This is a genomic window from Gordonia sp. 852002-50395_SCH5434458, assembly GCF_001665905.1.
Lineage (GTDB): Bacteria > Actinomycetota > Actinomycetes > Mycobacteriales > Mycobacteriaceae > Gordonia > Gordonia jacobaea.
The window spans coordinates 1-25,706 of the sequence record NZ_LZTC01000027.1 but is presented as its reverse complement, the minus strand read 5'-3'; the positions used below and the strand labels follow the sequence as shown (position 1 = coordinate 25,706).

24 protein-coding genes and 1 pseudogene are annotated in these 25,706 nt (G+C 65.1%); 14 read left to right on the top strand and 11 right to left on the bottom strand.

The annotated features are described in order from the left end of the window. Positions 1 to 282: pseudogene (locus A5785_RS05775) on the top strand (HNH endonuclease signature motif containing protein); the annotation flags it as partial. 63 nt (positions 283 to 345) lie between these two features. Continuing rightward, complete coding sequence (locus A5785_RS05770) at positions 346 to 714, top strand: hypothetical protein (protein WP_064865042.1); 369 nt, start codon at positions 346 to 348, stop codon at positions 712 to 714. 39 nt (positions 715 to 753) lie between these two features. Here A5785_RS05770 and A5785_RS05765 read toward each other — a convergent pair whose 3' ends face one another. Beyond that, the gene (locus tag A5785_RS05765; protein ID WP_064865038.1) at positions 754 to 1,854 is read right to left on the bottom strand and encodes an NAD(P)/FAD-dependent oxidoreductase; all 1,101 of its coding nucleotides are present in this window, start codon (positions 1,852 to 1,854) and stop codon (positions 754 to 756) included. A 104-nt stretch (positions 1,855 to 1,958) separates the two neighbouring features. On the opposite strand from A5785_RS05765, the gene A5785_RS05760 reads away from it, so the two are divergent. Then, complete coding sequence (locus A5785_RS05760) at positions 1,959 to 2,531, top strand: type 1 glutamine amidotransferase domain-containing protein (RefSeq protein WP_064865035.1); 573 nt, start codon at positions 1,959 to 1,961, stop codon at positions 2,529 to 2,531. Between the two features lie 51 nt (positions 2,532 to 2,582). On the opposite strand, the gene A5785_RS05755 is transcribed toward A5785_RS05760, so the two are convergent. Next, entirely contained in the window at positions 2,583 to 4,487 is a 1,905-nt protein-coding gene (locus A5785_RS05755; RefSeq protein ID WP_064865032.1) for an oleate hydratase, read from the bottom strand. 246 nt (positions 4,488 to 4,733) lie between these two features. On the opposite strand from A5785_RS05755, the gene A5785_RS05750 reads away from it, so the two are divergent. Continuing rightward, entirely contained in the window at positions 4,734 to 6,737 is a 2,004-nt protein-coding gene (locus A5785_RS05750) for an OPT family oligopeptide transporter (RefSeq protein WP_064865028.1), read from the top strand. Positions 6,738 to 6,763: 26 nt separating this feature from the next. Here A5785_RS05750 and A5785_RS05745 read toward each other — a convergent pair whose 3' ends face one another. Further along, the gene (locus A5785_RS05745; RefSeq protein WP_064865025.1) at positions 6,764 to 7,366 is read right to left on the bottom strand and encodes a TetR/AcrR family transcriptional regulator; all 603 of its coding nucleotides are present in this window, start codon (positions 7,364 to 7,366) and stop codon (positions 6,764 to 6,766) included. A gap of 41 nt (positions 7,367 to 7,407) precedes the next feature. Between A5785_RS05745 and A5785_RS05740 the strand changes: the two genes are divergently transcribed. From A5785_RS05740 to trxA, 3 genes are all read left to right on the top strand, one after another. After that, the gene (locus A5785_RS05740) at positions 7,408 to 8,550 is read left to right on the top strand and encodes a phosphotransferase family protein (protein ID WP_064865022.1); all 1,143 of its coding nucleotides are present in this window, start codon (positions 7,408 to 7,410) and stop codon (positions 8,548 to 8,550) included. Continuing rightward, on the top strand, positions 8,550 to 9,665 hold the full coding sequence (locus A5785_RS05735; protein WP_064865018.1) for a hypothetical protein: 1,116 nt from the start codon (positions 8,550 to 8,552) through the stop codon (positions 9,663 to 9,665). The genes A5785_RS05740 and A5785_RS05735 overlap by 1 nt, the downstream gene beginning before the upstream one ends. Before the next feature lie 66 nt (positions 9,666 to 9,731). Next, entirely contained in the window at positions 9,732 to 10,121 is a 390-nt protein-coding gene (trxA, locus tag A5785_RS05730; RefSeq protein ID WP_049699348.1) for a thioredoxin, read from the top strand. A gap of 21 nt (positions 10,122 to 10,142) precedes the next feature. Here trxA and A5785_RS05725 read toward each other — a convergent pair whose 3' ends face one another. From A5785_RS05725 to A5785_RS05715, 3 genes are read right to left on the bottom strand one after another with little or no spacing between them, the layout of a single operon-like run. Then, a complete protein-coding gene (locus A5785_RS05725) occupies positions 10,143 to 10,577 on the bottom strand; it encodes a hypothetical protein (protein ID WP_064865014.1) in 435 nt (144 codons plus the stop codon). Positions 10,578 to 10,580: 3 nt separating this feature from the next. Further along, the gene (locus A5785_RS05720) at positions 10,581 to 11,510 is read right to left on the bottom strand and encodes a cytochrome c oxidase assembly protein (protein ID WP_064865011.1); all 930 of its coding nucleotides are present in this window, start codon (positions 11,508 to 11,510) and stop codon (positions 10,581 to 10,583) included. 3 nt (positions 11,511 to 11,513) lie between these two features. Further along, positions 11,514 to 12,731, bottom strand: a complete 1,218-nt coding sequence (locus A5785_RS05715; protein WP_064865007.1) for an NAD(P)/FAD-dependent oxidoreductase — start codon at positions 12,729 to 12,731, stop codon at positions 11,514 to 11,516. Positions 12,732 to 13,035: 304 nt separating this feature from the next. Between A5785_RS05715 and A5785_RS05710 the strand changes: the two genes are divergently transcribed. Next, positions 13,036 to 14,016, top strand: a complete 981-nt coding sequence (locus A5785_RS05710) for an alpha/beta hydrolase (RefSeq protein ID WP_231894171.1) — start codon at positions 13,036 to 13,038, stop codon at positions 14,014 to 14,016. Between the two features lie 29 nt (positions 14,017 to 14,045). On the opposite strand, the gene A5785_RS05705 is transcribed toward A5785_RS05710, so the two are convergent. Further along, the gene (locus A5785_RS05705; RefSeq protein WP_049699344.1) at positions 14,046 to 14,807 is read right to left on the bottom strand and encodes a siderophore-interacting protein; all 762 of its coding nucleotides are present in this window, start codon (positions 14,805 to 14,807) and stop codon (positions 14,046 to 14,048) included. Between the two features lie 147 nt (positions 14,808 to 14,954). Here A5785_RS05705 and A5785_RS05700 point away from each other — a divergent pair, with 147 nt between their 5' ends. From A5785_RS05700 to A5785_RS05685, 4 genes are read left to right on the top strand one after another with little or no spacing between them, the layout of a single operon-like run. Continuing rightward, positions 14,955 to 15,647 (top strand): hypothetical protein, encoded by a 693-nt coding sequence (locus A5785_RS05700; RefSeq protein WP_064865001.1) that lies wholly within the window; start codon positions 14,955 to 14,957, stop codon positions 15,645 to 15,647. Beyond that, the gene (locus tag A5785_RS05695) at positions 15,644 to 16,444 is read left to right on the top strand and encodes a carotenoid biosynthesis protein (RefSeq protein ID WP_064864998.1); all 801 of its coding nucleotides are present in this window, start codon (positions 15,644 to 15,646) and stop codon (positions 16,442 to 16,444) included. Before A5785_RS05700 ends, A5785_RS05695 begins: the two co-directional genes overlap by 4 nt. Then, the gene (locus A5785_RS05690) at positions 16,428 to 17,600 is read left to right on the top strand and encodes a glycosyltransferase family 2 protein (RefSeq protein WP_082937938.1); all 1,173 of its coding nucleotides are present in this window, start codon (positions 16,428 to 16,430) and stop codon (positions 17,598 to 17,600) included. The genes A5785_RS05695 and A5785_RS05690 overlap by 17 nt, the downstream gene beginning before the upstream one ends. Then, positions 17,597 to 19,087, top strand: a complete 1,491-nt coding sequence (locus A5785_RS05685) for a phytoene desaturase family protein (RefSeq protein ID WP_064865045.1) — start codon at positions 17,597 to 17,599, stop codon at positions 19,085 to 19,087. The genes A5785_RS05690 and A5785_RS05685 overlap by 4 nt, the downstream gene beginning before the upstream one ends. Positions 19,088 to 19,110: 23 nt before the next feature. On the opposite strand, the gene crtI is transcribed toward A5785_RS05685, so the two are convergent. Genes crtI through idi form a run of 3 tightly spaced genes read right to left on the bottom strand, consistent with a single transcriptional unit; the run spans position 19,111 to position 22,192 of the window. Beyond that, positions 19,111 to 20,721 carry a phytoene desaturase family protein gene (gene crtI, locus A5785_RS05680; RefSeq protein WP_082937937.1) on the bottom strand — a complete coding sequence of 537 codons (1,611 nt, stop codon included), beginning with the start codon at positions 20,719 to 20,721 and terminating at the stop codon, positions 19,111 to 19,113. Then, on the bottom strand, positions 20,718 to 21,632 hold the full coding sequence (locus A5785_RS05675; protein ID WP_064864996.1) for a phytoene/squalene synthase family protein: 915 nt from the start codon (positions 21,630 to 21,632) through the stop codon (positions 20,718 to 20,720). Before A5785_RS05675 ends, crtI begins: the two co-directional genes overlap by 4 nt. Then, positions 21,629 to 22,192 carry an isopentenyl-diphosphate Delta-isomerase gene (gene idi, locus A5785_RS05670; protein WP_064864993.1) on the bottom strand — a complete coding sequence of 188 codons (564 nt, stop codon included), beginning with the start codon at positions 22,190 to 22,192 and terminating at the stop codon, positions 21,629 to 21,631. The genes A5785_RS05675 and idi overlap by 4 nt, the downstream gene beginning before the upstream one ends. Before the next feature lie 222 nt (positions 22,193 to 22,414). On the opposite strand from idi, the gene A5785_RS05665 reads away from it, so the two are divergent. Together A5785_RS05665 and A5785_RS05660 are read left to right on the top strand one after the other, a co-directional pair. After that, positions 22,415 to 23,275: an LLM class flavin-dependent oxidoreductase gene (locus A5785_RS05665; RefSeq protein WP_064864989.1), complete on the top strand. Its 861-nt coding sequence runs from the start codon at positions 22,415 to 22,417 to the stop codon at positions 23,273 to 23,275. A gap of 46 nt (positions 23,276 to 23,321) precedes the next feature. Then, on the top strand, positions 23,322 to 24,629 hold the full coding sequence (locus A5785_RS05660; RefSeq protein WP_064864986.1) for a competence/damage-inducible protein A: 1,308 nt from the start codon (positions 23,322 to 23,324) through the stop codon (positions 24,627 to 24,629). An 11-nt stretch (positions 24,630 to 24,640) separates the two neighbouring features. Here the strand turns inward: A5785_RS05660 and A5785_RS05655 are convergent, their stop codons facing one another. After that, positions 24,641 to 25,465, bottom strand: coding sequence for an SHOCT domain-containing protein (locus tag A5785_RS05655; protein WP_064864982.1), 825 nt, complete (start codon positions 25,463 to 25,465; stop codon positions 24,641 to 24,643). Between the last annotated feature and the right edge of the window lie 241 nt (positions 25,466 to 25,706).

Sequence of the window (25,706 nt, the reverse complement as noted above, 5' to 3'; positions counted from 1 at the left end):
GCCAACCTCAAACCACTGTGCCGGTTTCATCACCGCACCAAAACGTTCGGTCGATGGCGTGACTACCAACTCGACCTACAGACAGCAATTTTCGTATCCCCCACCGGGCACACCTTTGTCGGCAACGCCTTCGGCGGACTCGATCTGTTCCCCAAACTCATCCCCACCAAACCACCAGATCACCCCGCGCGCCGAACCATCGACACCATCCACGCCCAACGACGCGCGAAAGTCGCACGCGCCGAAGAGAAGTGGAACGAAGAGAACCCGCCTCCCTACTGATCACAATGCAGTTTTGTGAGCGGTCGCGGCGTGCTAACGTCACGCCCGCAATGGAGGTGCACGTTGAGTGAATACGCGCCGTCGAGTGAGTACCCGTCATCGGGTGAGCCCGACTGCTTTCATGTGTCGTCCGTCCTGAACAGAGACTCGATCGCGGCCCACGGCCTCGACGTCCGGCTGATGGGTGCTGCGCGAGGCATCGCCGGGAGTCGCCGACCCGAGCAAGACGGCTGCTTCATTGCGCGCGGAACGTGGCAGCGCGACTACTTCGTCAAGATGAACAACACCGGCGGACCAGTCGACGTGTGGCGAGTCTCGAACATCGATCCCGAAGCGTTCGTGACCTCACCCGAGGGATACAGCTACGTGCCCGGCGCCATTGCGGCATCACAACTTGCACTCACCGACACGGACATCCACCCGCGGGAGTGAGCCACTCGAATATCGCGACGTCACCACGACGTTTCGCGGTCAGCCCTGCGCCGCACCCAGCTTGTCGGCAGGGGTGAACGGAGTGGGGACCGAGCCCACGTCGACGGCCAGCGCAAGCGTCTCGCCGATCGTCGGTGCGTGCTTGAACAGGTTGTGCCCGGCGAGGGCGAAGACCGGTCCGTTCTGCCAAATCCCGACGCCGTCGTCACCCCACGGCAGCGTGGTGACCCAACAGTGCACGATGCCGGTCGGCGTCGAATCGAATCCTGGGAGTGCGCGCGACACATAGGCGCGGGCGTCGTGGGCATGTCGCGCGAGGGCGTCGCCGTCGACGATCGCTCCGTCGACGTCGGCATCGACCGAATCGGCGAGACCGAGGCCGTACGCCGACCGGTCCGGGTAGGCGGCGGCATAAACTCCGCTGAAACCGAAAGCGCCACTGCCATCCTGCAACGTCGGAAGCCGACCGTCGGCACCATCACGGATCGCGAATGACACCCGCACGTGCGCACCGAGTTGCACCGGGATCTCGATCCCGACGCCGCGCGCCAGCGCCGCGGTTCCGCGTCCCGCACACACGATGGCCGCGGCGTGTTCACCCACCAACGTGGGGCAGCGAACCTGCACGCCGTCGCCGACACTCCTGAGCGAGATAACCTGTTCGCGCACAACATGATCGCCCAAACTCTGACTGAGCAGTTCGATGACCGTGCGTGTGTGGATGGAGCCCGCGGAGGGATCGAACACCGCCGGGCCGTCGTAGTGAGCCAACTGCGGCAGTAGCGAATGCAACTCGTCCGACCCGATCTCACGCGCACCGATCTCCGAATACTGTTGCATTGCAGGCAATCTCCGCAGCGCGTTGTCACCGAGAGCTAGACCGCCGTCACCGGACACCAAGGGCGCGCCGAGTTCGTCTTCCCATCGGCGCCAGTGCGCTCGAGCGCGCACAGCGAGTTCGACGAGGCGCGGGTCGTCGTGCGCGTGCCGGAAGATTCGCGACTGCCCGGCCGACTGGCCGAATCCCGGCGTTCCGGTCTCGTACACCGTGACGGTCGATCCCTGTTGGGCGAGTTGATATGCGGTCGAGAGTCCGATGATCCCAGCGCCGATCACTGCAACGTCTGACGTCAGTGCCATGCCTTCACCGTACGTCTGCCCTGCGCATCCGCGTACGGACCGGCGTCGCGATGTCGACGCGTACGGTCGAAGTAGGGGATGACAAACGAGAGGAATCGTGTCACATGGCAGACGAACTCAATGGAATCACCGTCGCCTTTCTGGTCGCACCGGAGGGCATCGAGCAGGTCGAGCTGACCGAACCGTGGCGCGCCGTCGAAGAAACGGGCGGCACACCGAAACTCGTATCCACCAGCGACGGCGAGGTGCAGGCATTCAACCACCTCGACGCGGCCGACAAGTTCAGCGTCGACGCGACAACCGATTCGGTCACCGCCGCCGACTTCGACGCGCTGGTCCTACCCGGCGGCGTCGCGAATCCGGATTTCCTCCGCACCGACGCGTCGGCGGTGGCCTTCGCCAAGGGCTTCTTCGCCGCGGGCAAACCCGTCGCGGCAATCTGCCACGCACCGTGGACGCTCGTCGAAGCCGACGTCGTGCGGGGACGCACGCTCACCTCGTGGCCGAGCCTGCAGACCGACCTTCGCAATGCGGGCGCCACTTGGGTCGACGAGGAGTTGGTCGTCGACCGCGACGGCCCGAACACGCTGATCACCAGCCGCAAGCCCGACGACCTACCGGTATTCGACGCCGCGCTGGTCGCCGAATTCGGACGGAGTGCGGTCGCGCACTCCTGACCCGATCCGGCCCGGTAGGTCGCCGTCGCGATCTTGCTCTCGACGACGCGATCAGTCTAGTTCTTTGCTCCCCGGGTTCGTGCCGGTTGGCGCTTGCGCGGGCGCGTGATCACCGATCGAACCATTGAGGTCGATGGCGTCATTGCGGACAATTCGCTTCGAACCGACAGACGGGATCAGTTCGTACTCCGCGAGTAGTTGGCCGACCTCGTTACCTTCGAGCTTGCCGAGAATCGCCTCGCGAATCCTGCTTGGTCCGGGAAGGTCGACGATCTCACCGTCGCGCAACCGGCTGGTCGCCGCGACAATACTGCGCACATCGTAGGTCGAGTTGAACACCTCGGGCACAGCACGTTCGATGTCCAGGAGCGTGTAGACAGCTTCCATCGGAGTGCGCACCGAGTACTCGGTGGTGAAGATGCAGTCCCGACTCGACTCCGCGAACTGACCGATGAAGGCGAAGTTCACCGATCCCTCCGGCACCACATCGGGTCGGTCACCCGCTTGGCGCGGCATAAAGAAGGACGTCACGTACGGCATCATCACCGGGACTGCCTTGGCGCCCGAAGCTGCCATCTCGGGGATCTGTTCCTCGGGTACACCGAGGTGGTAGAGCCACTCCTGCGTGATCTCCTCACCCGTGCACTCCGACATGCCCTTCTTCACGTAGTTTCCGGGAGTGTCGACGAGCAGCGAGTACACCCAGACCACGATCTGGTCCTTTGGCTGCTGTTTGAAGTGCGGCTGACGGTTGACCGTCCAACTCATCTGCCAGTTGGAATCCTTGGCCGTGACGATGCCGCCGGTGACAACTCGTCCCGAGAACGGATCGCGCTTGGTGATCTTCTGGATGTACGTCGGGATGCGCTTGTCGAGCGTTGTGACCGTGCACGATTCCCACTTGGTCTTCTCGATGTTGCCGCCGAAGACGTCGGGGTGACCGAACGACGGGTCCTTGACCGCGATCCGCCGCCACAGGTCCCACGCGGGCGCCGGACCAGTGTTCAACTGGGCTGGGGTGTGGTGGTCGCCGTTGTCGGAATTCTCGGTCAGCGAACCGATGGTCATGAACACCAGGTCGTCGCTGCCGAGTTCGGTGACGCCGTCCGTGCCCGAACCGTCGTCAATGGTGCTGTGCGGTCCGGCCGTCCAGTGGATCTTGGTGGCCTGCTTGCGGTCCCCACTGATGGCGAAGTCGACATCGGTGACCTCGGTGTCGAAGTGGAATGTGACGCCCTGATCAAGCAGCCAGGTGTACAGCGGGAGGACCAGCGATTCGTACTGGTTGTACTTGGTGAATTTGAGCGCGCTGAAATCGGGCAAACCGCCGATGTGGTGAATGAACCGATGGATGTAGAGCTTCATCTCCAGCGCCGAATGCCACCGCTCGAACGCAAACATGGTTGTCCAATACAGCCAGAAGTTGCTCTCGAAGAATTCATCACTGAATACCTCGTCGATGCGCTTGTTCTCCATCTCTTCGCGCGTCGCGAGGAATACGCGGGCGATGTCCTTCTGCGCCTTGTCACTCAGGGTGAACTTCTTGTCTGTGTGGGCATCTTCGCCACGGTTGATCGTCGCACGCTGCAACGAATAGTTCGGGTCGTCCTTGTTGAGCCAGTAGAACTCGTCGAGGACGCTCGCGCCTTCGATCTCAATCGAGGGGATCGAATGGAAGAGATCCCACAGGCACTCGAAATGGTTCTCCATCTCACGTCCACCGCGGATCACGAAACCCTTCGCCGGCTCCTTGATGCCGTCGAGCGCACCACCGGGAAGTTTCAGGCGCTCGAAGACCGTGATCTTGTCACCACTCATCTGCCCGTCGCGGATGAGGAACGCAGCACCGGATAGAGACGCCAGCCCTGCGCCGACAAACCAAGCGGTCTTGTCGTCGACACCTCGGGGTTTCCGTGGCCGGGCGAATGCCTCGTAGTTGCCGCTGCTGTAGTACATGTGCACTGCCTCTCGGATCGATTGGTCCCCGACGGTTCGCTCCTCCCCTCATAAGCCATACCATCGCGGGATGATCACTGGGTGAAATCGCGATGTGATGTCACACGACCTGCCTGATCGAGCCCCAGACACAAAAGGCAGCAACAATGCAACAACCCACATCATCCTGCCTTCGGCCTTAGAGTTGACGAACCCAGTCTCGGCAGGCGACGGGCACCGAGTGCCCGGGATGTGAGGGGAACTCAGATGTCCGTGACAGCTCACGACCGTCCGACAAGTCTTCGCGAACTCACGCTGCGCGGGGTGGTCCTCGGCGGTGTCATCACACTGGTCTTCACAGCGGCGAACGTGTATCTCGGCCTGAAGGTAGGGCTCACATTCGCCACGGCAATTCCCGCAGCAGTCATCTCGATGGCTGTCCTGCGCAACTTTGCACATCATTCGATCGTCGAGAACAACATCGTCCAGACCATCGCGTCGGCCGCGGGGACGCTCTCGGCGATCATCTTCGTGATCCCCGGCCTCGTCATGGTCGGCTACTGGACAGGCTTCCCCTACTGGATCACCGTCGCGGTCTGCCTCGTCGGCGGCATTCTCGGCGTGATGTACTCGATCCCGCTGCGCCGCGCGCTCGTCACCGGATCGGATCTGCCCTACCCCGAAGGCGTTGCCGCAGCCGAGGTGCTCAAGGTCGGCGATACGGCTGAGGGAGGTCGACGCAACCGAATCGGACTGCGCGCCATCACGATCAGTGGCATCACGTCGGCGATCTTCGCTCTACTCGGCAACCTCAAACTGATCAGCACCGACGTCTCGACGGCATTCCGCGTGGGCTCGGGCGGCACGATGGTCGGTGCGGGACTTCAACTCTCACTCATCGGTATCGGACATCTCGTCGGACTCACCGTCGGCCTTGCCATGTTCCTCGGTGTCATCATCTCGTACGGCGTCATCCTCCCGATCAAATCCGCCGGGCAGTTCGCCGCCAACTCCGACGTCGCAGACGTCGTCAGCACAGTGTTCAAGGACGACGTTCGATTCGTCGGTGCGGGTGCCATCGCGATCGCAGCGATCTGGACCCTGCTCAAGCTCATCGCCCCCATCGTCAAGGGCATCGTCGACGCTCTGGCGTCGGCTCGTGCACGCCGCGAAGGCGTCACCGTCGACATCACCGAGCGCGACATCCCCTTCCCCATCGTCGGCGGAACCATCGTCTTCATGCTGCTCCCGATCGGACTCCTCCTCTGGGACTTCGTACACGGCACGGCACTCTCCGGAACTGCGGGCGGAATCATCGCCGCCACAGTTCTTTTCATCTTCATCATCGGCATGGTGATCGCCGCGGTATGCGGCTACATGGCGGGCCTCATCGGATCGTCGAACTCCCCGATCTCGGGTGTCGGCATCCTCGCCGTGATCATCGCCGCACTGCTCATCAAGTTCGTCTACGGCGCTGCCGATCCCGCGCAGTCGTCGACCCTCGTCGCGTTCACACTCTTCGCAACGGCAATCGTGTTCGGCGTCGCGACCATCTCCAACGACAATCTGCAAGACCTCAAGACCGGCCAGCTGGTTGGCGCGACACCGTGGAAACAGCAGGTGGCGTTGATCATCGGCGTGTGCTTCGGTTCGCTGGTCATCCCTCCGATCCTCGGAGTGATGAACACCGCCTTCGGATTCGACGGCGCACCGGGCGCCGGAGCCGACGCCCTGCCCGCGCCCCAGGCGAGTCTGATCTCCGAGCTTGCGAAGGGCGTCTTCGGCAACGATCTCAACTGGCCCATGCTTGGCCTGGGAGTCGCCATCGGAGCGGTCGTGATCGTCATCGACGAGGTCGGCCACCGCATCAACAAGAAGGTCGCTCTCCCGCCGCTCGCTGTTGGCATGGGGATGTACCTGCCGATGTCCGTGACACTGATGATCACGGTCGGCGCGATTCTCGGTCACTTTTACAACAAGTGGTGCGAGCGCGTCGGCGGCGACGTCGCGCAGAAGAAGCGGATCGGCGTGCTCGTCGCGACGGGACTCATTGTCGGCGAGGCATTGTGGAGCGTGGTCTATGCGGGCATCGTCGCGGCAACAGGCGACGACAACGTGCTTGCGATCGTCGGCGACGGCTGGGCCAACGGCTCGCAGATCGTCGGCGTGATCGCCTTCGTCATCGTCGTACTCGGCATGTACAAGGTGACCGAGATCCTCGCCAAGCGCAGCGAAGACGACGACCCCGCACCGGATCTCACGAAGAAGTGAGCATGCGTCGACGACCCGTCGGCCGATCAGTCCACGAGAACCCCGTATTCGAGGACGGCGAGAAGCCCTGCGCCCCAATCGTTGTCCAGCTCGACATCCGGTAACAGCAACGCACGCAACATCGCTGCGCCGCCCATCATCTCGACGACGCGGTCGGGATCTGTGCCTGCACGTACCTCGCCCGTGTCGACCGCGGCCACCAACCGATCCCGAAACGCTGCGAACACACTCGCGAACCCCTCGATCACACGACGATGGAGTTCGGGATCGGCCGCCATGTCGGTCACCAATCCGGGCAGCGCAGCACGTGTCACCGGCGAGTTGAACACCTCGCGCGCACGGTTGACCATCACCTCGAGATCGTCGGCGACGTGGCCTGTCGACGCCGACAAGACCGTCATGCCGGAGAAGGTCGCGTCGTGCACCAGATCCTGCTTGCCCGACCACCGTCGGTAGATCGCCGTCTTGGTGGTACCGGCCCGCTCGGCGACCGCCGACACGGTCAGTCGCGCATATCCCTGCTCCACCAACAGTTCTCGTGCCGCAGCAAGTACTGCCACGTCGATCGCGCCGTCGCGGGGACGACCTTTTCCGAAAACCTTGCCATCCGTCGTCGTATCTGGTGTCATAACGCTACTCAGCGTAGCGTAATCCGGCGAAAGGACTCGACATGAGCACCAGGCCCACTCTCGAGGAACTCGACCATCTGCAGCGATCGGAACGCGACACCGCGACGATCCCGACGTTGCTGGCGGAATGGCTCAGCGAGCTGCTACCGCCGAGCGCCAACCCGAGCGTGACCGTCGACGCAGGAATCGAAGCCAACGGCATGTCGTCGGAGACCGTGATGCTCACCGGCCACTGGACCGAGAATGGCGTTGCGCGAGAACAACAGTGGGTGATGCGGATGCAGCCACGCCCCGCCGACATCCCCGTGTTCGGGGAGTACCACCTCGACCACCAATTCGAGGCGATGCGCCTCGCCGCACAACTGACAGATCTGCCCATCCCCACAACACATTGGCTCGAACCGACCGGCGACGTACTCGGCTCACCCTTCTTCCTGATGGATCGCGTCGACGGCCTCGTGCCTCCCGATGTGATGCCCTACACCTTCGGCGACAACTGGTTTTTCGACGCTCCCGCCGACAAGCGCAGATCCCTGCAGGACGCGACGATCGGCGTGATCGCGGCACTGCATTCAATTCCCGACGCGCAGAGCACCTTTGAGTTCCTCGACCAGGGCGGCGACGCGTCGTCGACCCCCTTACGTCGACGCCTCGACGACCTGCAGCGCTTCTACGACTTCGCCGCAGAAGATCTCGGCCGTTCACCACTCCTCGACCGCGCAATGGCTTGGCTCGACACCCACTTCCCAAGCCAGATCGCCTCCGGTGAGACGGTCTTCAACTGGGGCGACGCGCGTATCGGCAACGTGATCTATCAGGACTTCACACCCGCTGCCGTCCTCGATTGGGAAATGGCGACCCTCGGCCCACGTGAACTCGACGTCGCGTGGTTGATCTTCGCCCACAACGTCTTTCAAGAACTTGTCGGTCTCGCGAGCATGCCGGGGCTACCCGACGTACTTCGCGAAGACGACGTCCGCGCCACCTACCGCGAGCTCACCGGCGTCGAGCTCGGCGACCTGCACTGGTTCTACCTGTACTCGGCGGTGATGTGGGGAGTGATCTTCATGCGCACCGCGTCACGACGCATCCACTTCGGCGAGATGGCGCCGCCAACCGACATCGACGCCGAGCTGTTCTACCACCGCCCACTACTCCAGCGACTACTCGACGAGGAGATCTGATGCTGGGACCACTCGACGAGTATCCGGTTCATCAACTGCCCCAACCGATTGCATGGCCGGGTAGCTCTGACCGCAACTTCTACGACCGGTGCTACTTCAACGCCCACGACCGCACCGGCGACATCTTCCTCGTGACCGGCCTCGGTTACTACCCCAACCTCGGGGTCAAGGATGCGTTCGTCGTGATCCGACGCGGCGACGAACAGACCGCGGTCCACCTGTCCGACGCAATCGATCAGAATCGCCTCGACCAGCACGTCGGCGGCTACCGCATAGAGGTGATCGACCCACTCCACACGATCCGCCTCACCCTCGAATCCACCGAAGGGATCTCCTTCGACCTGACGTGGAACGGACTCTTCGACGTCGTGCAGGAGCTGCCGCATGTGATGCGCAGCGGCAACCGGATCACGTTGGACGCGCAGCGTTTCGCCCAACTCGGGTCGTGGTCGGGGTGGATCCGCGTCGACGAGACCGAGATCGCCGTCGAACCGTCGACGTGGATCGGTAGCCGCGACCGCTCCTGGGGCATCCGACCCGTCGGAGAGGCCGAACCCGCCGGACGTCCCGCCGACCCGCCGTTCGACGGTATGTGGTGGACCTACGTCCCCATCGCCTTCGACGACTTCGAACTCGTCCTGATCGTCCAGGAGTCGCCAGACGGCATCCGCACACTCAACGACTGTTCACGGGTCTGGAAGGACGGCCGCGTCGAACAACTCGGCTGGCCGCGATTCGACATCCACTACCGTTCCGGGACCCGCGAGGTCACGGGCGCAACCATCGCGGCAACCGCCGCAGACGGTTCGCCGGTCACTTTCGAGGTCGACTCACTTCTCGCCGCACCGCTGCACGTCGGCGGTGGCTACGGCGGCGACCCGGACTGGCAGCACGGCATGTGGCGCGGTGAGGGTTTCACCGAACGCGTCTCGTACGACATGACCGACCCCGCGGTCGCCGGGCGAATCGCGTTCGGCGCCACCGATCACGTCGCGCGTGCGCGGTGCCGCGAAGCCGACGGCACGACGAGTGAGGGCTGGGGCATGTTCGAGCACTTCTGCCTCGGCAGACACGACCCGACGGGGTTCACCGATTGGCTCGACGTCGCCCTGTAGCGATCCCGCCGAGTCGATGGCGCGTGAGCACATGACGGGCGTGTTCAGCGTGCGTACCGTGGACTCATGAGCACACAAGAGATCACGCTTGGCAATTTCGAGGACACCATTTCGGCCGGCGGTACCGTGCTGGTCGATTTCTGGGCGGAGTGGTGCGGCCCGTGCCGACAGTTCGCCCCGACCTTCGAGAAGGCGTCGGAGACTCACCCCGACATCGTGTTCGGCAAGGTCGACACCGAGGCCGAACAGCAGCTCGCAGCGGGCTTCGGCATCCAGTCGATCCCGACGCTGATGGCTTTCCGCGACGGTGTGCTGGTCTTCAATCAGCCGGGTGCACTCCCGCCGGCTCAGCTCGAGCAGCTCATCACCGCGGTGAACGATCTCGACATGGATCAGGTGCGCGCCGAGATCGCCGCCGCCGACGCCGCACAGGGCGGCAACCAGCAGGAGTCCTGAACTCCTAGAGCCGCCCGGCGACTAGAACCTCCCGGCGACGAATCCGGCGAACAGCACGAGAAAGCCGCCGATCTCGCCGACCATCAGCGCGATCATCGACACCCGCAGCACCGGGTCTTCGCGGGCGAACTGATTGGTGGTGTCGCGCAGCATGCCGTGCATGATGTAGCTGCCGATAGCGCCGAGGAAGAACACCACCATCACCATCGCCGCGGCGAGGTTCAACCACGTCGGCCACGCGCTGAGATAGACGAAGACTGCGACGAGAGCGGTCGCGAACGCGTAGAGCAGCGCCGACCGGTGAGCGATGTCGACGTACGGGTGCGCCAGGTGGTCGGGCGAGTTGCGCATCTGCTCGTACTTCCAGACCCCGAGAATCAGGGCAAGAAGAAACACCAGGCCCGACGCCCCGAGGGTGATCGCGGTCGCGTAATCGAGGTCGACGGTTGTGCGCATCGCCTAACGATATCTGTCCCGCAAATTGGGATCCGACTCCCACCACAATCCGCTCGTGGCGTCATCGGCGTCGGGGACGGCCGCCTCGTCACTCGACTCCAGCGCGGCGTCGACCTGCTTTTCGGTCTCGCGTTCGTCGGTACGGAAGCGCCGGAACAGCACCATGAGAAAAGGCAGTCCGACGACGTCGCCGAGAATCCAGAGGATGCCCGCACCGATCGTCTGATCCATGCGCAGACTCGGACCCCAGGTTCTGTGCAGTGCCGTGTAGTAGTCGACCGCCACCAGCGACCCCTGCCACAGCACGATCCCGAGCAGACCGTCGGCGATGCTCTCGACCGTGGTGATGCCCAGCGACAACGCCTGCGGGTACCTGCGCGGAACCGGATCGACCTGCAGGCGTGCATAGAAGTATCCGACGCCGATCGCTACGAGGAGGAGACGCGTCGCGACGTCGACCGACTCGTCGCGCAGCACCAGCTCGTACCACCCGGTGAAGTAGATCAGCCAGGGCACGCTGAGCATCAGCGCCGACGTCGGGATCGGCCCGAGCAGCACGCGTGCGGCTCGGCTGTTCATCGCGGCGTCGAGTCGTGCACGGCCGCGCGAGCCGAGTGCTTCGCGCAGCACCGTGACGGGTCGGCCCAGGGCCAGGCCGAATGGCGCAACCAGCAGTAGCAGCACGAACTGCAGCGCACGGACCCAGAACAGGGTGTCGGCGTAGACGCCGACCACGCTGATCCCCGCGAGCAGCCAGACTCCGACGCCGAGCACGGTGAACACACACGCGGACCCGCGCGAGACCGTCGAGCTTCGCCGCCAGCCCGCCCAGTACGCAGCCAGGACCGCTGCCACGATCACCGTGGTGACCGTGTCGAGCCGCCAGGAGATGAGCGCGACGTCGAAGGTCAGCAGAGTTGTCGGCGCGTGCACGACTTACAAGTCTGCAAGTGCCACAGACGAATCGGCAAGAGCGTCCGGGTCGACGGGATCGCCGCCGAGGATCAGTTGCTTGATGCCGTCGAGCTGATCCCAGATGTTGACCTGCATGCCCGCGAGCACTGTGTTGTCGCCGTCGAGCCAGAAGACGACGAACTCACGACCCGGTACGTCACCCCGGAAGACGACCTTCTCGTAGCCGTCGGACAGCCCGGTGTACTCCATGCCGAGGTCGTACTGGTCGGTGAAAAAGTACGGGAGGTTCTCGTACTCGGCGCGGCCGCCGAGCATGTTGGTGACTGCGACTGCCGGTTGGTTCATCGCGTTCGCCCAGTGTTCGACGCGCACCCGACGTTCGAGGATCGGATGCTCGGCATTCGCGATGTCGCCGACGACGTAGATGTCGGGGTCGCTGCTACGCAAGCCCGCGTTGACCAGCACGCCGCCGCCGTCGATGTCGAGTCCCGCAGACTCCGCGACGTCGAGGTTGGGGACAGCACCCGCGGCGATCAACACCGCGTCGGCAGCGATGGTGTCGCCGTCGGCGAGGCGCAGTCCCGTCGCCGCGCCGTTCTCGGTGGTGATCTCGGCGACCTTGACCTCGGTCCGAAGGTCGACGCCGTGCTCGCGGTGCAGGTCGGCGAAGACCTGGGCCACCTCCGGCCCCAGCGCGCGCAGCAGCGGCAGCTTCGAGGCTTCTGCGATCGCCACCTCGACCCCGCGCTCACGCGCGGAAGCAGCGACCTCCATGCCGATCCAGCCCGCCCCGACAATCGCCAGGCGCGAGCCCTCGGTGAGCGTCTCGCGGATCGCGCGGGCATCGTCGACGGTCCGCAGGTAGTGGACGCCCGAGGCGTCGGCACCCGGCAGGTCGATAACCCGCGACGACGAGCCCGTGGCCAGCAGCAACTTGTCGTAGGACACCGTCGAACCGTCGGGGAGCGACACTGTCTTGGCAGCGGCGTCGACCTTCTCGATACGGGTTCCCGGACGGAACTCGACGCGCTGGTCGAGGTACCAATCGGTGTCGTGGACCGTGAACTCGGGCAGGTCCTGCTTGCCCTGCATGAATTCCTTCGACAACGGCGGACGTTCGTACGGCAGCTCGTTCTCGACGCCGAAGATCACGACATCACCGTCGAAATCTTGTTCACGTAGCGCCTCGGCGGCCTTTGCCCCCGCCAGCCCTCCTCCGACTATCGCTATCGTTGTCACAGCGCATACCTCCAGCTTTCGTAAGAAAATTGCTTGTGGTGCAGCTACCCAGACTCGACTCCAACGCTACGCGTCGACCCGACACACGCTGGGGAAACGACAAGTGATGATCACGGAACAATCACGACAGATTTGTCGGATTGGCGGGGTATGCCTGGTGGTCGGGCCTGAATATCAGCCAAACTCGTATTACCAATTGATAACGACACGCTGTAGGCTCAATCGCGATTCCTGAATCGACTGTCACCGATCGGACGATCGGATGACTCTCGAATTCACGTTCTTCTAGTGGAAGTGATTGCTCGTGTCCCACACACGTCGTCGGGTTTTGCCCGGTGCAGTCTTGATGGTGGCGCTGGCCCTCGTGGTCGGCTTGATCTCTGGCGCAGGCAGCGCACGTGCGTGGGGTCCGCCCGCCAAGCAGATCAAGGGCTTCATCAACGAGCAGATCTACAACTACGGCATGGACCACCCGGTCTCTGTCCGCGCATGGCCGTCGCAAACCACCAACCCGCGCAATGCGCCGACGGTGATCTTCCTCGACGGCCTGCGCGCCACCAATGACTTCAACGGCTGGGAGCGGGAGACCAACGTCGCCTACCTGGCACTGCGTGGCTACAACGTAGTCATGCCGATCGGTGGCCAGTCGTCGTTCTATGCCGATTGGCAGCGAGCATCGGCCAGCGCGGGCCAGCGCAATCCGTACCGCTGGGAGAGCGTGCTCAAGGGCAGCCTTCCGCGGTTCCTCGACAACCACGGCTTCCGTAACCGCACGCTCGTCGGCCTCTCGATGTCGGCGAGTCAGGCCGTGATCATCGGCAACGAACGGCGTGATCTCTACCAGCGTGTGGTCTCGATGTCGGGCTTCATGAACCTCGTCGCGACCGGCATGCAGACCATGCTGCGCGCGGCGGCCTGGGATGCCGGCCACTACAACCTCAACGACATGTGGGGCTGGTTCCCCAACGGCCAAGCCTTCCAGCATTCGCCGACGGAAAACCTTCCGGCGATGAACGGTCTGCACCTGTGGATGTACGCGGGCACCGGCGTGTGGGGCGATCACCAGCCTCCCGGCGCCAACAACACCGACTTCTACATCACCGGATTCAACTCGACGGCGATCGAGGCGGTCTCCGGTGAGCAGAGCCGCACCTTCGCGCTCGCAGCACCGCTGTTCGGCGTGAACCTGCGCACCGACTTCCCGATCACCGGAACCCACGCGTGGGGTTACTGGCAGCAGGCGATCTGGAACATCTACAACAACGGTTGGTTCCGCAACGGATAAGCGGTGCGCTACCGGCGCCCCCGGATCGGTCAGGACGGATCGATACCGGTGCGCCAGTACGCCTGAGCTTTGACCGCCTTCTTGTCGAGCTTGTAGTCGGTCTTGAACACGCCCGCGATCGCGCGTGTCGCGGTCATGTCCAGCGCCACCCACGCGAAGTGGTCCGACGCGTCGAACGCCGCTGCCCGCACCTGCTCGACGATCGCGCTGCCGTCTGACCCGCGGTCGACGTAGCTCAGCGTGTCGTGCTCACGCACCGCGATCGGCAGTTCCTTGTCGTCGCCGTGGGAGACCTCGAACCAGATCGTCGCGGGAACAGTCGGCGTCGACGCAGTCAGGGCTTCCAGGAGTGAGTTGATCGCCGGTAGCGCTGCGGGATCACCCGCGATGAGCCACCCCTTAGGCGCGGGTTCGGGAAGCGCGAACTTCGATCCCATGAACGTCGCGCTGATCACGTCTCCCGGCTGTGCCGAGAGCGCCCAGCGAGGCGCAGCGCCGTCGTGGATCGCGAACTCGATCGAGAAGGTGTCGGATGCGGGGTCGGGATCGACGAGGGTGTATCCGCGCTGGTGGATCTTGCCGTGCTTGTTCACGAACCACATACGAATCCACATGGTCGGATGCACCGGGCGATCCTTGAGCAGTCCCCCGCCGACGAAATCGACGCGGACATAGTGATCGGTGATCTGCCGCATACCGGTCACGGTGAGTTCGTAGTCGTCGGCCCCCATGAGCTTGAGGACCGCGCCCTGCCAGCCACGCGACTTATTCTTCGTGGGTGATTCGACCATTTCTCGACCTTCCGTCCGCGCATCGCCGCCTGTTTGTGAGGGTAGCCTACCTTTTCTCGGTGTCGTGACCGCTCTCCGTCTCACCCATCCCGACCGATGGCCACTCCGAAGAACGTGTGTGAGTTTCCAGCCAGGCAAGGGTGCGCAATGAGCGGACAGGTCGTTGAGCTGCGAATTTGGGAAACTCCGCGGGTGAGCCGAGCAGTGAGCCGCGTGGCGATCAGCCGGCTGCAACTGCGGCGCATATCCGGTCTACGGTTCGCCAAGCTTCTCGGGACCGGTTCGGGAGAGACTTTCACCATGCGCGACGCCGACCCACATCACTGGGCACTGCTCACGGTCTGGGAAGACGGTCATGCGGCAGATGCGGGAGCGGCGTCGACGGCGATCGGTGACTGGTCGGATGTGAGCACGAACGAGTTGAGGGTTCGCATGATGCCCCTCGCCACCAAGGGTCGTTGGTCGCGTCGAGAACCGTTCACGGTCGACGATCCGTCCCGCAAACGCGAGTGGGACGGCCCGGTCGCCGCCATCACCCGCGCCCGACTCCGACCGACCCGCGCCCTTTCGTTCTGGCGCGCGGTTCCGCCCGTCGTCGCCGACCTCACCGGTAGCGATGGACTGCGCCTCGCCGTCGGAATCGGAGAGTCGCCCATCGGATTGCAGGGCACCTTCTCGCTGTGGGAGAACGCCGCCGCCCTCACCGACTTCGCCTATCGGTCCCCCGCCCACGCGAATGCGATCCGCGAGACCCGGCCACAACGCTGGTACGCGGAGGATCTGTTCGCACGCTTGGCCGTGCTCGATGTCGAGGGCAGCTACACAGGAGTCCGCCCGTGACATCGCGACTGGCGTTGCTGCTCCTGGCGGCCACCATCCTTGTGCAGATCTGCTTTCCGCTGACGTCCGGCGGTACCCCTGCCCTGACCACTGCGGCGGTGCTCCTGTTCGCCTCGGCAATGCTTGTCGACGCCGCGACGACTCGGGGCCTGGGTGCCGCGGCGGTACTGCTCGTCGTCGCGGGCGGTGGCGGACTGCTCGCGGAGGCGATCGGTGTTCACACAGGATTTCCGTTCGGCGAGTACGACTACACCGGAACACTCGGGCTGGAGATCGCGGGCGTACCGATCCTGGTTCCGCTGGCCTGGATCATGATGGCGTGGCCCGCGTGGAACGTCGCCCGACGACTCGTCGGCAGACACGGACACATCGCGACGGTTGCCGTGGGCGCGTGGGCACTGACAGCATGGGACGTCTTCCTCGACCCACAGATGGTCGACGCCGGGCACTGGTACTGGCTCCACACGACTCCGAATCTTCCAGGGGTTGAGGGCATTCCGCTGACCAACTTCGGAGGGTGGCTCCTCGTGTCGGTGTTGATGATGACCGTGCTCGAAGCCACCGTCGGGCGCACCGATAGCGTGCCCACGCTGCACACCGATGCCGTGCCCGTCGCCGCATACCTGTGGACCTACTTCTCGTCGGTGCTCGCCCACGCGGTGTTCTTCGGTCGAGCGCCGGTTGCGTTGACCGGGGCGCTGGTGATGGGGGTGATCGCGGTGCCGCTTGCGGTCTTGGTGGTACGGGAGATCCGCACGGCCCGACGGTCGGGAGGTCACCGTGTCCACGCGGCGTGACCATCGGCTCGCGCATCGGCTGTGGCGCAATCTCATCCGCGTCGGTGCGGTCGGCGCACTTGGTGGTCTGGCCCTGACCGTCGACAACGCACGCCGCATCCGCGTTCCCGACGCCACGCTGCCGTGCGAGCCCGAGCCGCTGTGGGTGCTACTTCCCGTCCGCGACGAAGCCGCTGACGTGACGGACTGCGTTCGTTCCCTGCAGAGCGCCGCCGCGCGCTGGCCCGGCCCGTCGCGGATCGTCGTACTCGACGACGAATCGACCGATGCGACACCGGATTTGCTCGCCCAGTTGAGCGCTGACGACGACGGCCTGGTCGTGCTGCGAGGCGAACCACGCCCCGACGGATGGCTCGGAAAACCCTGGGCCTGTGCCCAATTGACCGCGTTCGCCGCCGCCGATACGGATCCGGACCGAGCTCCCGGTGGAGTCCTCGTCTTCGTCGACGCAGACGTCCGCCTGGCCGCCGACGCGCTCGTGGCGACCGTCGCCACGATGCGCGCCGCCCACCTCGATCTGTTCTGCCCCTATCCCCTGCAGGAAACCAACGGTGCCGCAGAGCGATTGGTGCAACCGCTGCTGCAGTGGTCGTGGATGAGCACTCTGCCGCTTGGACTCGCGGAACGGTCGCCGAGACCGAGCCTGTCGGCGGCGAACGGACAATTCCTCGCCGTCGACAAGAACGTGTATGAACGTGCGGGCGGTCATAGGGCCGTCCGTGCCGACGTTCTCGAAGACATCGGACTTCTCCGTGCCGTCAAGAACGCTGGCGGGCGCGGCGTGGTCGGCGAGGGCAGTGCTGTGGCGAATTGCCGGATGTACGACGGCTGGGAGCAGGTACGTGCCGGCTATCGAAAGTCGTTGTGGGCGGCCTTCGGTTCACCCTCGGGCGCCGTCGCGGTGATGACGTTCTTGATCGTCTCCTACGTCGCGCCGGCCGCAGCGGCCCTCGGAGGCTCGCGGATAGGTCTCGTCGGCTACCTCGCGGGCGTCGCATCGAGAGTCGTGACGGCTCGACGCACCGGCGGCCACGCGTGGCCCGACGCCCTGCTCCATCCGGTGTCGGTGGTGTCGCTGGCGACTCTCACCGCAGATTCGATCGTCGGACATCGACGAGGTGCGCTGCGGTGGAAGGGCCGCCCGGTGCACGCATGAGCGCGATCATCGTCGTCGGAGCAGGTGTCGGAGGACTCGCCGCTGCCGTCCGGCTTTCCGCGCTCGGACATGAGGTCACCGTCCTCGAACAGGCGCGTGAGATCGGCGGCAAGCTCGGCGTGATCTCGCACGACGGGTTCGTCTTCGACACCGGTCCGTCGTTGGTGACGTTGCCGCACATTCTGGAAGAGCTGTTCGCAGATACCGGTGCACCACTGTCGGATTCGCTGACCCTGCAACGACTCGAGACAGCCGCACGCTACCGCTTTCCCGACGGGACAACCTTCGACATGCCGGGCGAGGTGTCGGAGATTCCGGCCGCACTCGACGCCGCTCTCGGTGCAGGTACCGGCCACCAGTGGGCATCGTTCCTTGCGCGTGCAGAACGCATCTGGGACGCGACGCACCGCCCGTTCCTGGAATCACCGATCACCCTGCGCAACATGGCCTCCGGCGCTCTCGATGTGCGCGATCTCGCCACCGTCGCACCGTGGCGTACGCTGCGCGGGTTGGGCAATCAGTATCTGCGCGATCCCCGTCTGCGGATGCTCCTCGACCGCTACGCCACCTACACCGGGTCCGATCCCCGGCGCGCACCCGCGGCGCTCGCGAGTGTCCCCTATGCCGAACAGCGTTGGGGATCGTGGTACGTGCGTGGGGGACTCGGCTCGATCGCGACGGCACTCGCCGATAGGTTGACCGCGCTCGGCGGGAGCATCGAGCTGGGCGTCGAGGTGTCTGCGCTGACCACCGATGCTCGTGGACGCGTCGACGGTGTACGCACTGCCGATGGCAGCGTGCGTGGTGCCGATCTCGTCGTCGCCAATGCCGATGCCGCACAGGTGTATCCGGCACTGGTGGCAACTCGTCAGGCACGGCGCGCCGCACGACGACTGGGCAAGACCACGCCGTCGTTCTCCGGTTTCGTACTCTTGCTCGCGCTCGATGATCCGCCGACCGATCAGCCCCATCATCACGTCCTGTTCACCGACGACTACGACGACGAGTTCGACTCGGTCTTCGGACGCGGCGGTCGCGCTCGTCCGGTCGCGAATCCGACGATCTACATCGCTGCGGCCGACGATCCGGCGGTCAGCCCCGGACCCGGCACCGCCTCCTGGTTCGTGCTGGTCAACGCTCCCCGCCACGATCCGGCGGGCGGAACCGACTGGGACAGCGGCGGATTGGCCGACTCCTACGCCGACCACATCCTCGATCTGATGGCGCACCGCGGGGTCGATGTTCGAGACCGAGTGCGCCACCGCATCGTCGTCAGTCCCGCCGATCTCGAACGCCGGACGCTCACGCCCGGCGGATCGATCTACGGATCATCGTCGAACGGTACGCGCGCGGCATTCCTGCGGCCCGCCAACGCATCTGGTGTACCGGGCCTCTACCTGGTCGGAGGGTCGGCCCACCCGGGCGGGGGTCTTCCGCTGGTAATGCTCTCGGCGAACATCGTCACGGGACTGATCGGACCGGCATGAATCCCCGGGCAAGGATCGCTGCGTCAGCCCTGCGATGGCCCGGGTGAATGATCGCCGCGCAGGCGCTTGCGGATCAGTTCTGCGCTGATCAGACACATCGGCAGCCCGATACCGGGGCGCGTCGTGCCGCCCGCGTAGTAGAGCCCGCCCACTTTCGCGGATCGGTTGTTCGCGCGCAGAAATGCGCTCTGCCACAACGTGTGTGCCGGCCCGAGCGCGCCGCCCGACCACGAGTTGAGATCTGCCTCGAAGTCGCCTGGCCCAGTCGTACGTCGGACGACGATCCGCTCGGCGAGATCGTCCACCCCGGTCCACGAGGCGACGAGGTCGATGGCACGATCAGCGATCTGCTCGATGACCGGGTCGCCCGCGCCGTCCACACCGCCACGTCCCAGGCCGGGGTCGGCAGGTACCGGAATCAACATGAACAGATTCTCGTTACCATCGGGAGCAACGGAGTCATCGGTCGCCGACGGTCGGCACACGTACAACGACGCGGGATCTGGCACAGCCGTTGGTGTTTCGAAGATATCGTCGAAGTTGGCCGTCCAGTCGGCGGTGAAGAAGAGCGAATGATGTTGTAGCTGCGGCAGTTCGCCACGCACACCGAGGAAGACGAGCACCGCACCCGGCCCGGACGTGCGCCTGTTCCACCACCGTTGCGGAAAGGTCTGGAGCGCGCGAGGTAGCAGCCGAGTCTCGATGTGGTGGAGGTCGGCGGCACCGATCACCACGTCGGCGTCGACGATCCGCTCGTCGCCGTCGGCGTCGCTTACGCGCAGACCCGACACGTCGGCCCGGCGTCGGGATACCGAGCGCAGCTTTCCCGCGTGTTCGGTTGGGCGCGTGCGGATCTCCGACACTGCGGTGCCCGTGTGCAGCCGCGCACCCTTTTGTTGCGCCAGCGCGGCGAGCGACTCGACGAGTCGGGTGAACCCTCCGTCGGGGTAACGCACCCCCTCGTCGAGGTCGAGCCAGCTCATCAGGTGGTACATGGCGGGCGCGCGCTCGGGAGACGAGGCGAGGAATACCGCGGGATAGCCGAGGATCTGTCGCAGTCTGCGGTCGGTGAAGCGTTTCGCGATGAACGTGTCCAGGCTGGTGCCCAGCAACTGCACGAGCGTTTTCGCGTGGCGCAGCACCTCCGGGTCGACGAACGCCCGGGGTGTGTCGAAGTTGGTGTAGAGGAATCGGCGGACAGCGATATCGTAGGCGTGTCGCGCCGACGCAAGGTACTCCGACAGCTGTTGTCCTGCACCGTCTTCGAGCTTCTCGAACAGTTCGACGGAGCGTCGTTCATCGCTGTGGACGTCCACCGGATCGGTGTGGCCCTCGAAGAACACCCGGTAGCCGGGGTCGAGTCTGATCAGATCGAGTTGCTCTGCGGTCGATGTGCCGAGTAACTCGTAGAAGTGGTCGAAGACCTCAGGCATCAGCCACCACGACGGTCCTGTGTCGAACCGGAAGCCGTCGGATTCCCACGACCCCGCGCGCCCACCGAGATCGGCGCGCTGTTCGTAGAGATCGACCTCGTATCCGTCGTCGGCGAGCAGCGCTGCCGTCGCGAGTCCTGCAACGCCGCCGCCGATGATCGCCACGCGCTTCCCCTGGGGTTTAACACGCACTGCTTTCACGCGCCCACCACCACGGTCGTCGTCGTGCGGGGGTGGCCCCGCCGCAGCAAAGCAGTCGCCGCGATACGTGTCTTGGTGGCGGTGGGAACCCGAACACGCTGGCGCGCAGCCATACTCGCCGGTGTCGCGCGCAGTCTGGCGTTGAGTTCCGCGAAGAGATCATGGGCGACACACACCGCTACTCGACTTCCGCGGGGAAGTCGGGGGATGGTGTCAGCGGCGATGGTGAGGTCGGCGTCGATCTCGTCGAGCCAGCGCGTCCACGCGGCGTCGGTGGGGTCGGCAGGGTCGAGACCGATCAGGTATCGACGCCCCAGATCGCCACTGTCCGTGCCGAAGTCGCGCAAGAAGTTCACCTTCTGGAAGGCTGCACCCAGATGCTTTGCACCGGTGTACAACTCGTCATAACGCTGGTCCGGCGCGGCTTCGTCGGCGACGAATGCGCGCAGGCACATCAACCCGACGACCTCCGCCGAACCGTAGATGTACTCGGTGAGGCTGGCTTCGTCGTGGACGGTGCGGGTCAGGTCGGTCCGCATGGATGCGAAGAACGGTGCGGTGAGAGAGGTGTCGATGCCGACATGTCGCGCCGAACGCGCAAACGCATGGACGACGAGATTGGTGCTCGATCCCCGTTCCATCGCCGCGTTCGTCTCGGCTTCCAGCTCGTCGAGCGCCACCTGCCGTTCGTCGACGCCCTGTCCTGGTCGCGGAGAGTCGACGATCTCGTCTGCCACACGGACCAGCGCGTAGATGTTGCGGACGTGCGATCGCGCCGGTTCGGCGAGCAGCCTCGACGCAAGACCGAACGACGACGAGTACGAGCTGATGACCAACGCCGCGCTGGCGTCGGCGACCTCGTCGTATCTGGCGTGCGGTCGCACCAGATCGACACGCGTGCGTCTGCTCATCGGGCATCCCGAAGGTCTGACGCGCTGCGTCCGTAAGCACCGACCGCCGGACCCAGTTCGGCGATCTGGTCGACGAACCACGGGCTGAGCATCCACGGCGTGCGTCGTGCGATCTCCCAGATGTCGTCGATCGACGCCCAGGTGTATTGCATGACCTCGTCGGGGTTGGGCGCCACTTCGCCGACCGGTCGCGCCGCGTAGACCGGGCACACCTCGTTTTCGACGACGCCGCTGGCGTCGACCGCCCGGTATCGGAAGTCGGGGATGACCGGCCGCAGATCAGCGACGTCCATTCCGAGTTCGCGCTGTGAATAGCGCGCTATCGCGTCCTCGACGCTCTCGCCCGGGCGGGGATGTCCACAGAATGAGTTGGTCCACACGCCTGGCCAGGTCTTCTTCTCCAGAGCACGGCGTGTCATGAGAATGCGCCCGTCCGCGTCGACGAGGTGACACGAGAATGCGAAGTGCAACGGGGTGTCGGTGCCGTGCACGGTGAGTCGATTCGCGGTGCCACGCGGGTGGCCGTTGTCGTCGACGAGCACCACCAGGTCGTCGTTCATCGATGCTCGCAGTTCATCGATCCTCGCAGTTCATCGATCCCCACACCTCTCAATTGTCCGTTGCGGAAGCGATTCGTGCTTCGCGGGGGCTTACGGGCGTGCTCAACAGCGTCTGAACTCACGTCGGGCGAGCTCGGAAGTGTTTCGACGCCGCGCCATTTCTGGATGGGAACTCGCGTCTGGACGGGAATTGCTGTCGGGGTCGAGCACTAGGCTGACTGCGTGCGCTTTGGAATCTGCATTCTCCCTGATCTGGACTGGCGGCGCTCCCGCCCGCTGTGGCAACGGGCCGAGCAGATGGGCTTCGACCACGCCTGGACCTACGACCACCTCGTCTGGGGTGGTCTGCCCGATTCCCGCTGGTTCTCCTGCATGCCGATACTGACCGCGGCGTCGACCGTCACCAGCACCATCGGCCTCGGGGCATTCGTCGTCTCCCCCAACTTCCGACATCCGGTCGCCTTCTCCCGCGAGGTACAGACCCTCGTCGACATCTCCGATGGCCGATTCCTACTCGGACTCGGCGCCGGCGGAACCCCCGACGACCGGCTACTCGGTCAGCCGGAGCTCACCGCACGTCAGAAGGTGGATCGCCTGCAGGAATTCTCCCGACTGCTCGACCGCACACTGCGAGACGATCACGTCGACGCCGACGGCGAGTACTACACCGCGCGCGACATGCGGCTTGTCGGCGGATCGGTGCGAGACCGGGTCCCGCTACTGATGTCGGGCAACGGACCGCGATCGGTTCGATTCGCCGCGAGCTTCGGCGACGGTTGGATCACCACCGGTAACACCACAGCCGCCACAACCGAGGAGTGGTTCGCGGGCATCGCCCGCAATTGCGAGATCGTCGACGCCGAGCTCGCGAATCGACCAGACGGCTCCGGCTTCGCCCGGTACCTCAGCATCGATTCCGGACCCGCGCAGTCGATGGAGAGTATCGGGATGTTCGACGAGCTGACCGGCCGCGCGGCCGAGCTGGGTTTCACCGACGTCATCATGCATTGGCCACGAAGCACCCCACCGCACGTCGCCAGCGATGCGGTGCTCGACGAGGTCGCCGCATCGAGACTCTCCTGACCTGCATGGATGCCTCGGCCGTCGCCTCAGCGATAGGCTTTTGCCCGTGACGGTACGCGCGGGCATCGTGGTGACTGGGACCGAAGTCCTGACCGGACGAATCACCGACAAGAACGGCCCGTGGGTCGCCGAGCGGCTGTTCGCGATGGGCGTCGACGTCGCTCACATCACCATCTGCGGCGATCGACCGGAAGACCTCACCGCCCAGCTACGGTTCCTTGCCGACGAGGGCGTGTCCTTGATCGTGACAACGGGCGGACTCGGACCCACCGCCGACGACCTCACCGTGGCCACCGTCGCCGAGTTCACCGGCCGACCACTGCAACTCGACGAACCGCTCCGCGACCACATTGCCGACATCATCCGACGCTGGCAGGGCCGCGGCGGTAGTGAGTCCGCCAGCGCGGCAACCCTGGCCGGCATCGACAAACAGGCCATGATTCCGCAAGGCGCACAACCCATTCCACCGACAGGCACCGCACCGGGAGTTGCCGTGCCCGCCGGTGAGGACCCGCGCGCCCGCGGTCGGCTACCTGCTGTCCTCGTGCTCCCCGGACCGCCACCCGAGTTGCAGGCCATGTGGCCCAACGCCATCACGGCACCGCCGATCGTCGACGCTGTCGCCGGTCACCCCGACATGCGCCAGGACACGATCCGCATGTTCGGGCTGCCCGAGGCCGACCTGGCCGAGGGGCTGCGCGCAGCACCCGACCGCGTCCCGGGTTTCGATCAGCTCGAGATCACCACATGCCTACGACGCGGCGAACTCGAAATCGTCACGCGCTACCCGACTTCCGCCGCCGAGGATTACACCGCCCTGGCCGACTTTCTGACCGAGCTGTATCCCACTCAGACCTTCTCCACCGACGGCTCGACCATCGACGACCAGGTCGCCGCACTGCTGGCCGGGCGACTGATCGCCACAGCGGAATCATGCACGGGCGGGATGGTTGCCGCACGACTCACCGATCGAGCGGGATCGTCGGCCTACGTGCAGGGCGGCGTCGTCTCGTACTCGAACGACGTGAAGATCAACAGCCTCGGCGTACCGGCGTCGATGCTCGACGAGTTCGGTGCTGTGAGCGAACCGGTTGCGGCAGCGATGGCCGAGGGCGCCATGGCTCGCCTGGGCGTCGACACCGCGATCTCCACCACCGGCATCGCGGGCCCCGGCGGCGAGACTCCCGGAAAGCCGGTCGGCACAGTCTGTTTCGGTATCGGCGTCGCGGGCAGGCCCACACTCACCCGGACACTGCACCTCCCGGGCAACCGGGCAGCCGTGCGCGAACGCTCGACGACGATCGCGTTCCATCTCCTCGCCGGCGCGCTGCGCGCGGCTGGGGCGTCGTCGTAAGCGATTCGGGCTCAGAGCCTGCCGAGCAGTTCCGCCTTCTTCGCGGAGAACTCATCGTCGGAGAGAATTCCGCGCTGGTGCAGACCGGCGAGCTGCTCGATGGCCGCGATAATCGCGTCCGATCCCGCGGGCGCGGGCGATGTCGCGGAGCTGTCCGGTGCCGGGGCGTACTGCTGCGGCGCGTCGAACTGCTGCGGCGCGGCGTCGAACTGTTCGGGTGCCGCGTGGCGTGGTTCCGGGGCGGCAGTTGGTGTCGCGGCGACGTCGTTGACGCCGAGTTCTCGCAGGCTCGTGGTGTCGAAGGTGCCGAACTGGCTTGTGAAGCTGACCGTCCCGGGCGGTCCGCTCTGCTGCTGTTGCACGCCGCCGATCTGGTGCTCGCCGGTGTCGAAGACTCGGACCACGCCGTTCACCTGCGTCGCGAGGCGTCGAGTCGCAGGGAACACCGCATACCGCGAGTCGTTCTGACCTCCTGACGAGCTGGGTACTCCCAGGTCAGCGGGCCACCAGGTGTTGGGGGCGGCGTATCCGAACGGCGTGCTGGTCGTCGCTGCCGGCGGGAACACCTGGGTGGTGTTGAGCAGTTGGGAGAGCTCGTTGCAGAGTCCGTCGACGCGGGCTTTGAGGCCGTTGTTGAACATGTCGCCGACCATCGTCATGCCGCCGCGCATCCACTGCCCGGAGCCGCCGAGCTCGGGGATGTTGAACTGGGCCATCGTGCCCCCGCCCGAGTTGACCGCGTAGAGCATGGCCACGACGGCGTCCTGCGAGAGACCGTAGCGCGCGGAGATATCGGAGATGACCTGCTGTGCCTCAGCAGTGACGCCTGGCTCCATTGTGTGCTCTTTCGTCAGCGGAATGTCGCCTACAGCGTAGTGGCCCGCGCCCGCCGGGGTCGGGGCGGAGTGGCCCGCCCGCCGCAGAAACTAGGGGAAGGGTTCTTTCCTCGGGTTTCACACCCTTCCCCGCGAAGCAACTCGAGGAAACGTACAGAACCCGCGGAAAGAACCCTTCCCCTACTTTCTGCCCAGCCGCGCACCCGCGCAGAAGCCCGAGCCGCTCAGCGCCCCGACCCGC

Bases quoted from the DNA above. Each gene is read 5' to 3' on its own strand.
- A5785_RS05765 (WP_064865038.1), bottom strand. From the start codon at position 1,854: ATGGCACTGACGTCAGACGTTGCAGTGATCGGCGCTGGGATCATCGGA.
- A5785_RS05750 (WP_064865028.1), top strand. From the start codon at position 4,734: ATGTCCGTGACAGCTCACGACCGTCCGACAAGTCTTCGCGAACTCACG.
- A5785_RS05740 (WP_064865022.1), top strand. From the start codon at position 7,408: ATGAGCACCAGGCCCACTCTCGAGGAACTCGACCATCTGCAGCGATCG.
- A5785_RS05735 (WP_064865018.1), top strand. From the start codon at position 8,550: ATGCTGGGACCACTCGACGAGTATCCGGTTCATCAACTGCCCCAACCG.
- A5785_RS05700 (WP_064865001.1), top strand. From the start codon at position 14,955: ATGAGCGGACAGGTCGTTGAGCTGCGAATTTGGGAAACTCCGCGGGTG.
- A5785_RS05745 (WP_064865025.1), bottom strand. From the start codon at position 7,366: ATGACACCAGATACGACGACGGATGGCAAGGTTTTCGGAAAAGGTCGT.
- idi (WP_064864993.1), bottom strand. From the start codon at position 22,192: ATGAACGACGACCTGGTGGTGCTCGTCGACGACAACGGCCACCCGCGT.
- A5785_RS05725 (WP_064865014.1), bottom strand. From the start codon at position 10,577: ATGCGCACAACCGTCGACCTCGATTACGCGACCGCGATCACCCTCGGG.
- trxA (WP_049699348.1), top strand. From the start codon at position 9,732: ATGAGCACACAAGAGATCACGCTTGGCAATTTCGAGGACACCATTTCG.
- A5785_RS05685 (WP_064865045.1), top strand. From the start codon at position 17,597: ATGAGCGCGATCATCGTCGTCGGAGCAGGTGTCGGAGGACTCGCCGCT.
- A5785_RS05755 (WP_064865032.1), bottom strand. From the start codon at position 4,487: ATGTACTACAGCAGCGGCAACTACGAGGCATTCGCCCGGCCACGGAAA.
- A5785_RS05655 (WP_064864982.1), bottom strand. From the start codon at position 25,465: ATGGAGCCAGGCGTCACTGCTGAGGCACAGCAGGTCATCTCCGATATC.
- A5785_RS05675 (WP_064864996.1), bottom strand. From the start codon at position 21,632: ATGAGCAGACGCACGCGTGTCGATCTGGTGCGACCGCACGCCAGATAC.
- A5785_RS05705 (WP_049699344.1), bottom strand. From the start codon at position 14,807: ATGGTCGAATCACCCACGAAGAATAAGTCGCGTGGCTGGCAGGGCGCG.
- A5785_RS05760 (WP_064865035.1), top strand. From the start codon at position 1,959: ATGGCAGACGAACTCAATGGAATCACCGTCGCCTTTCTGGTCGCACCG.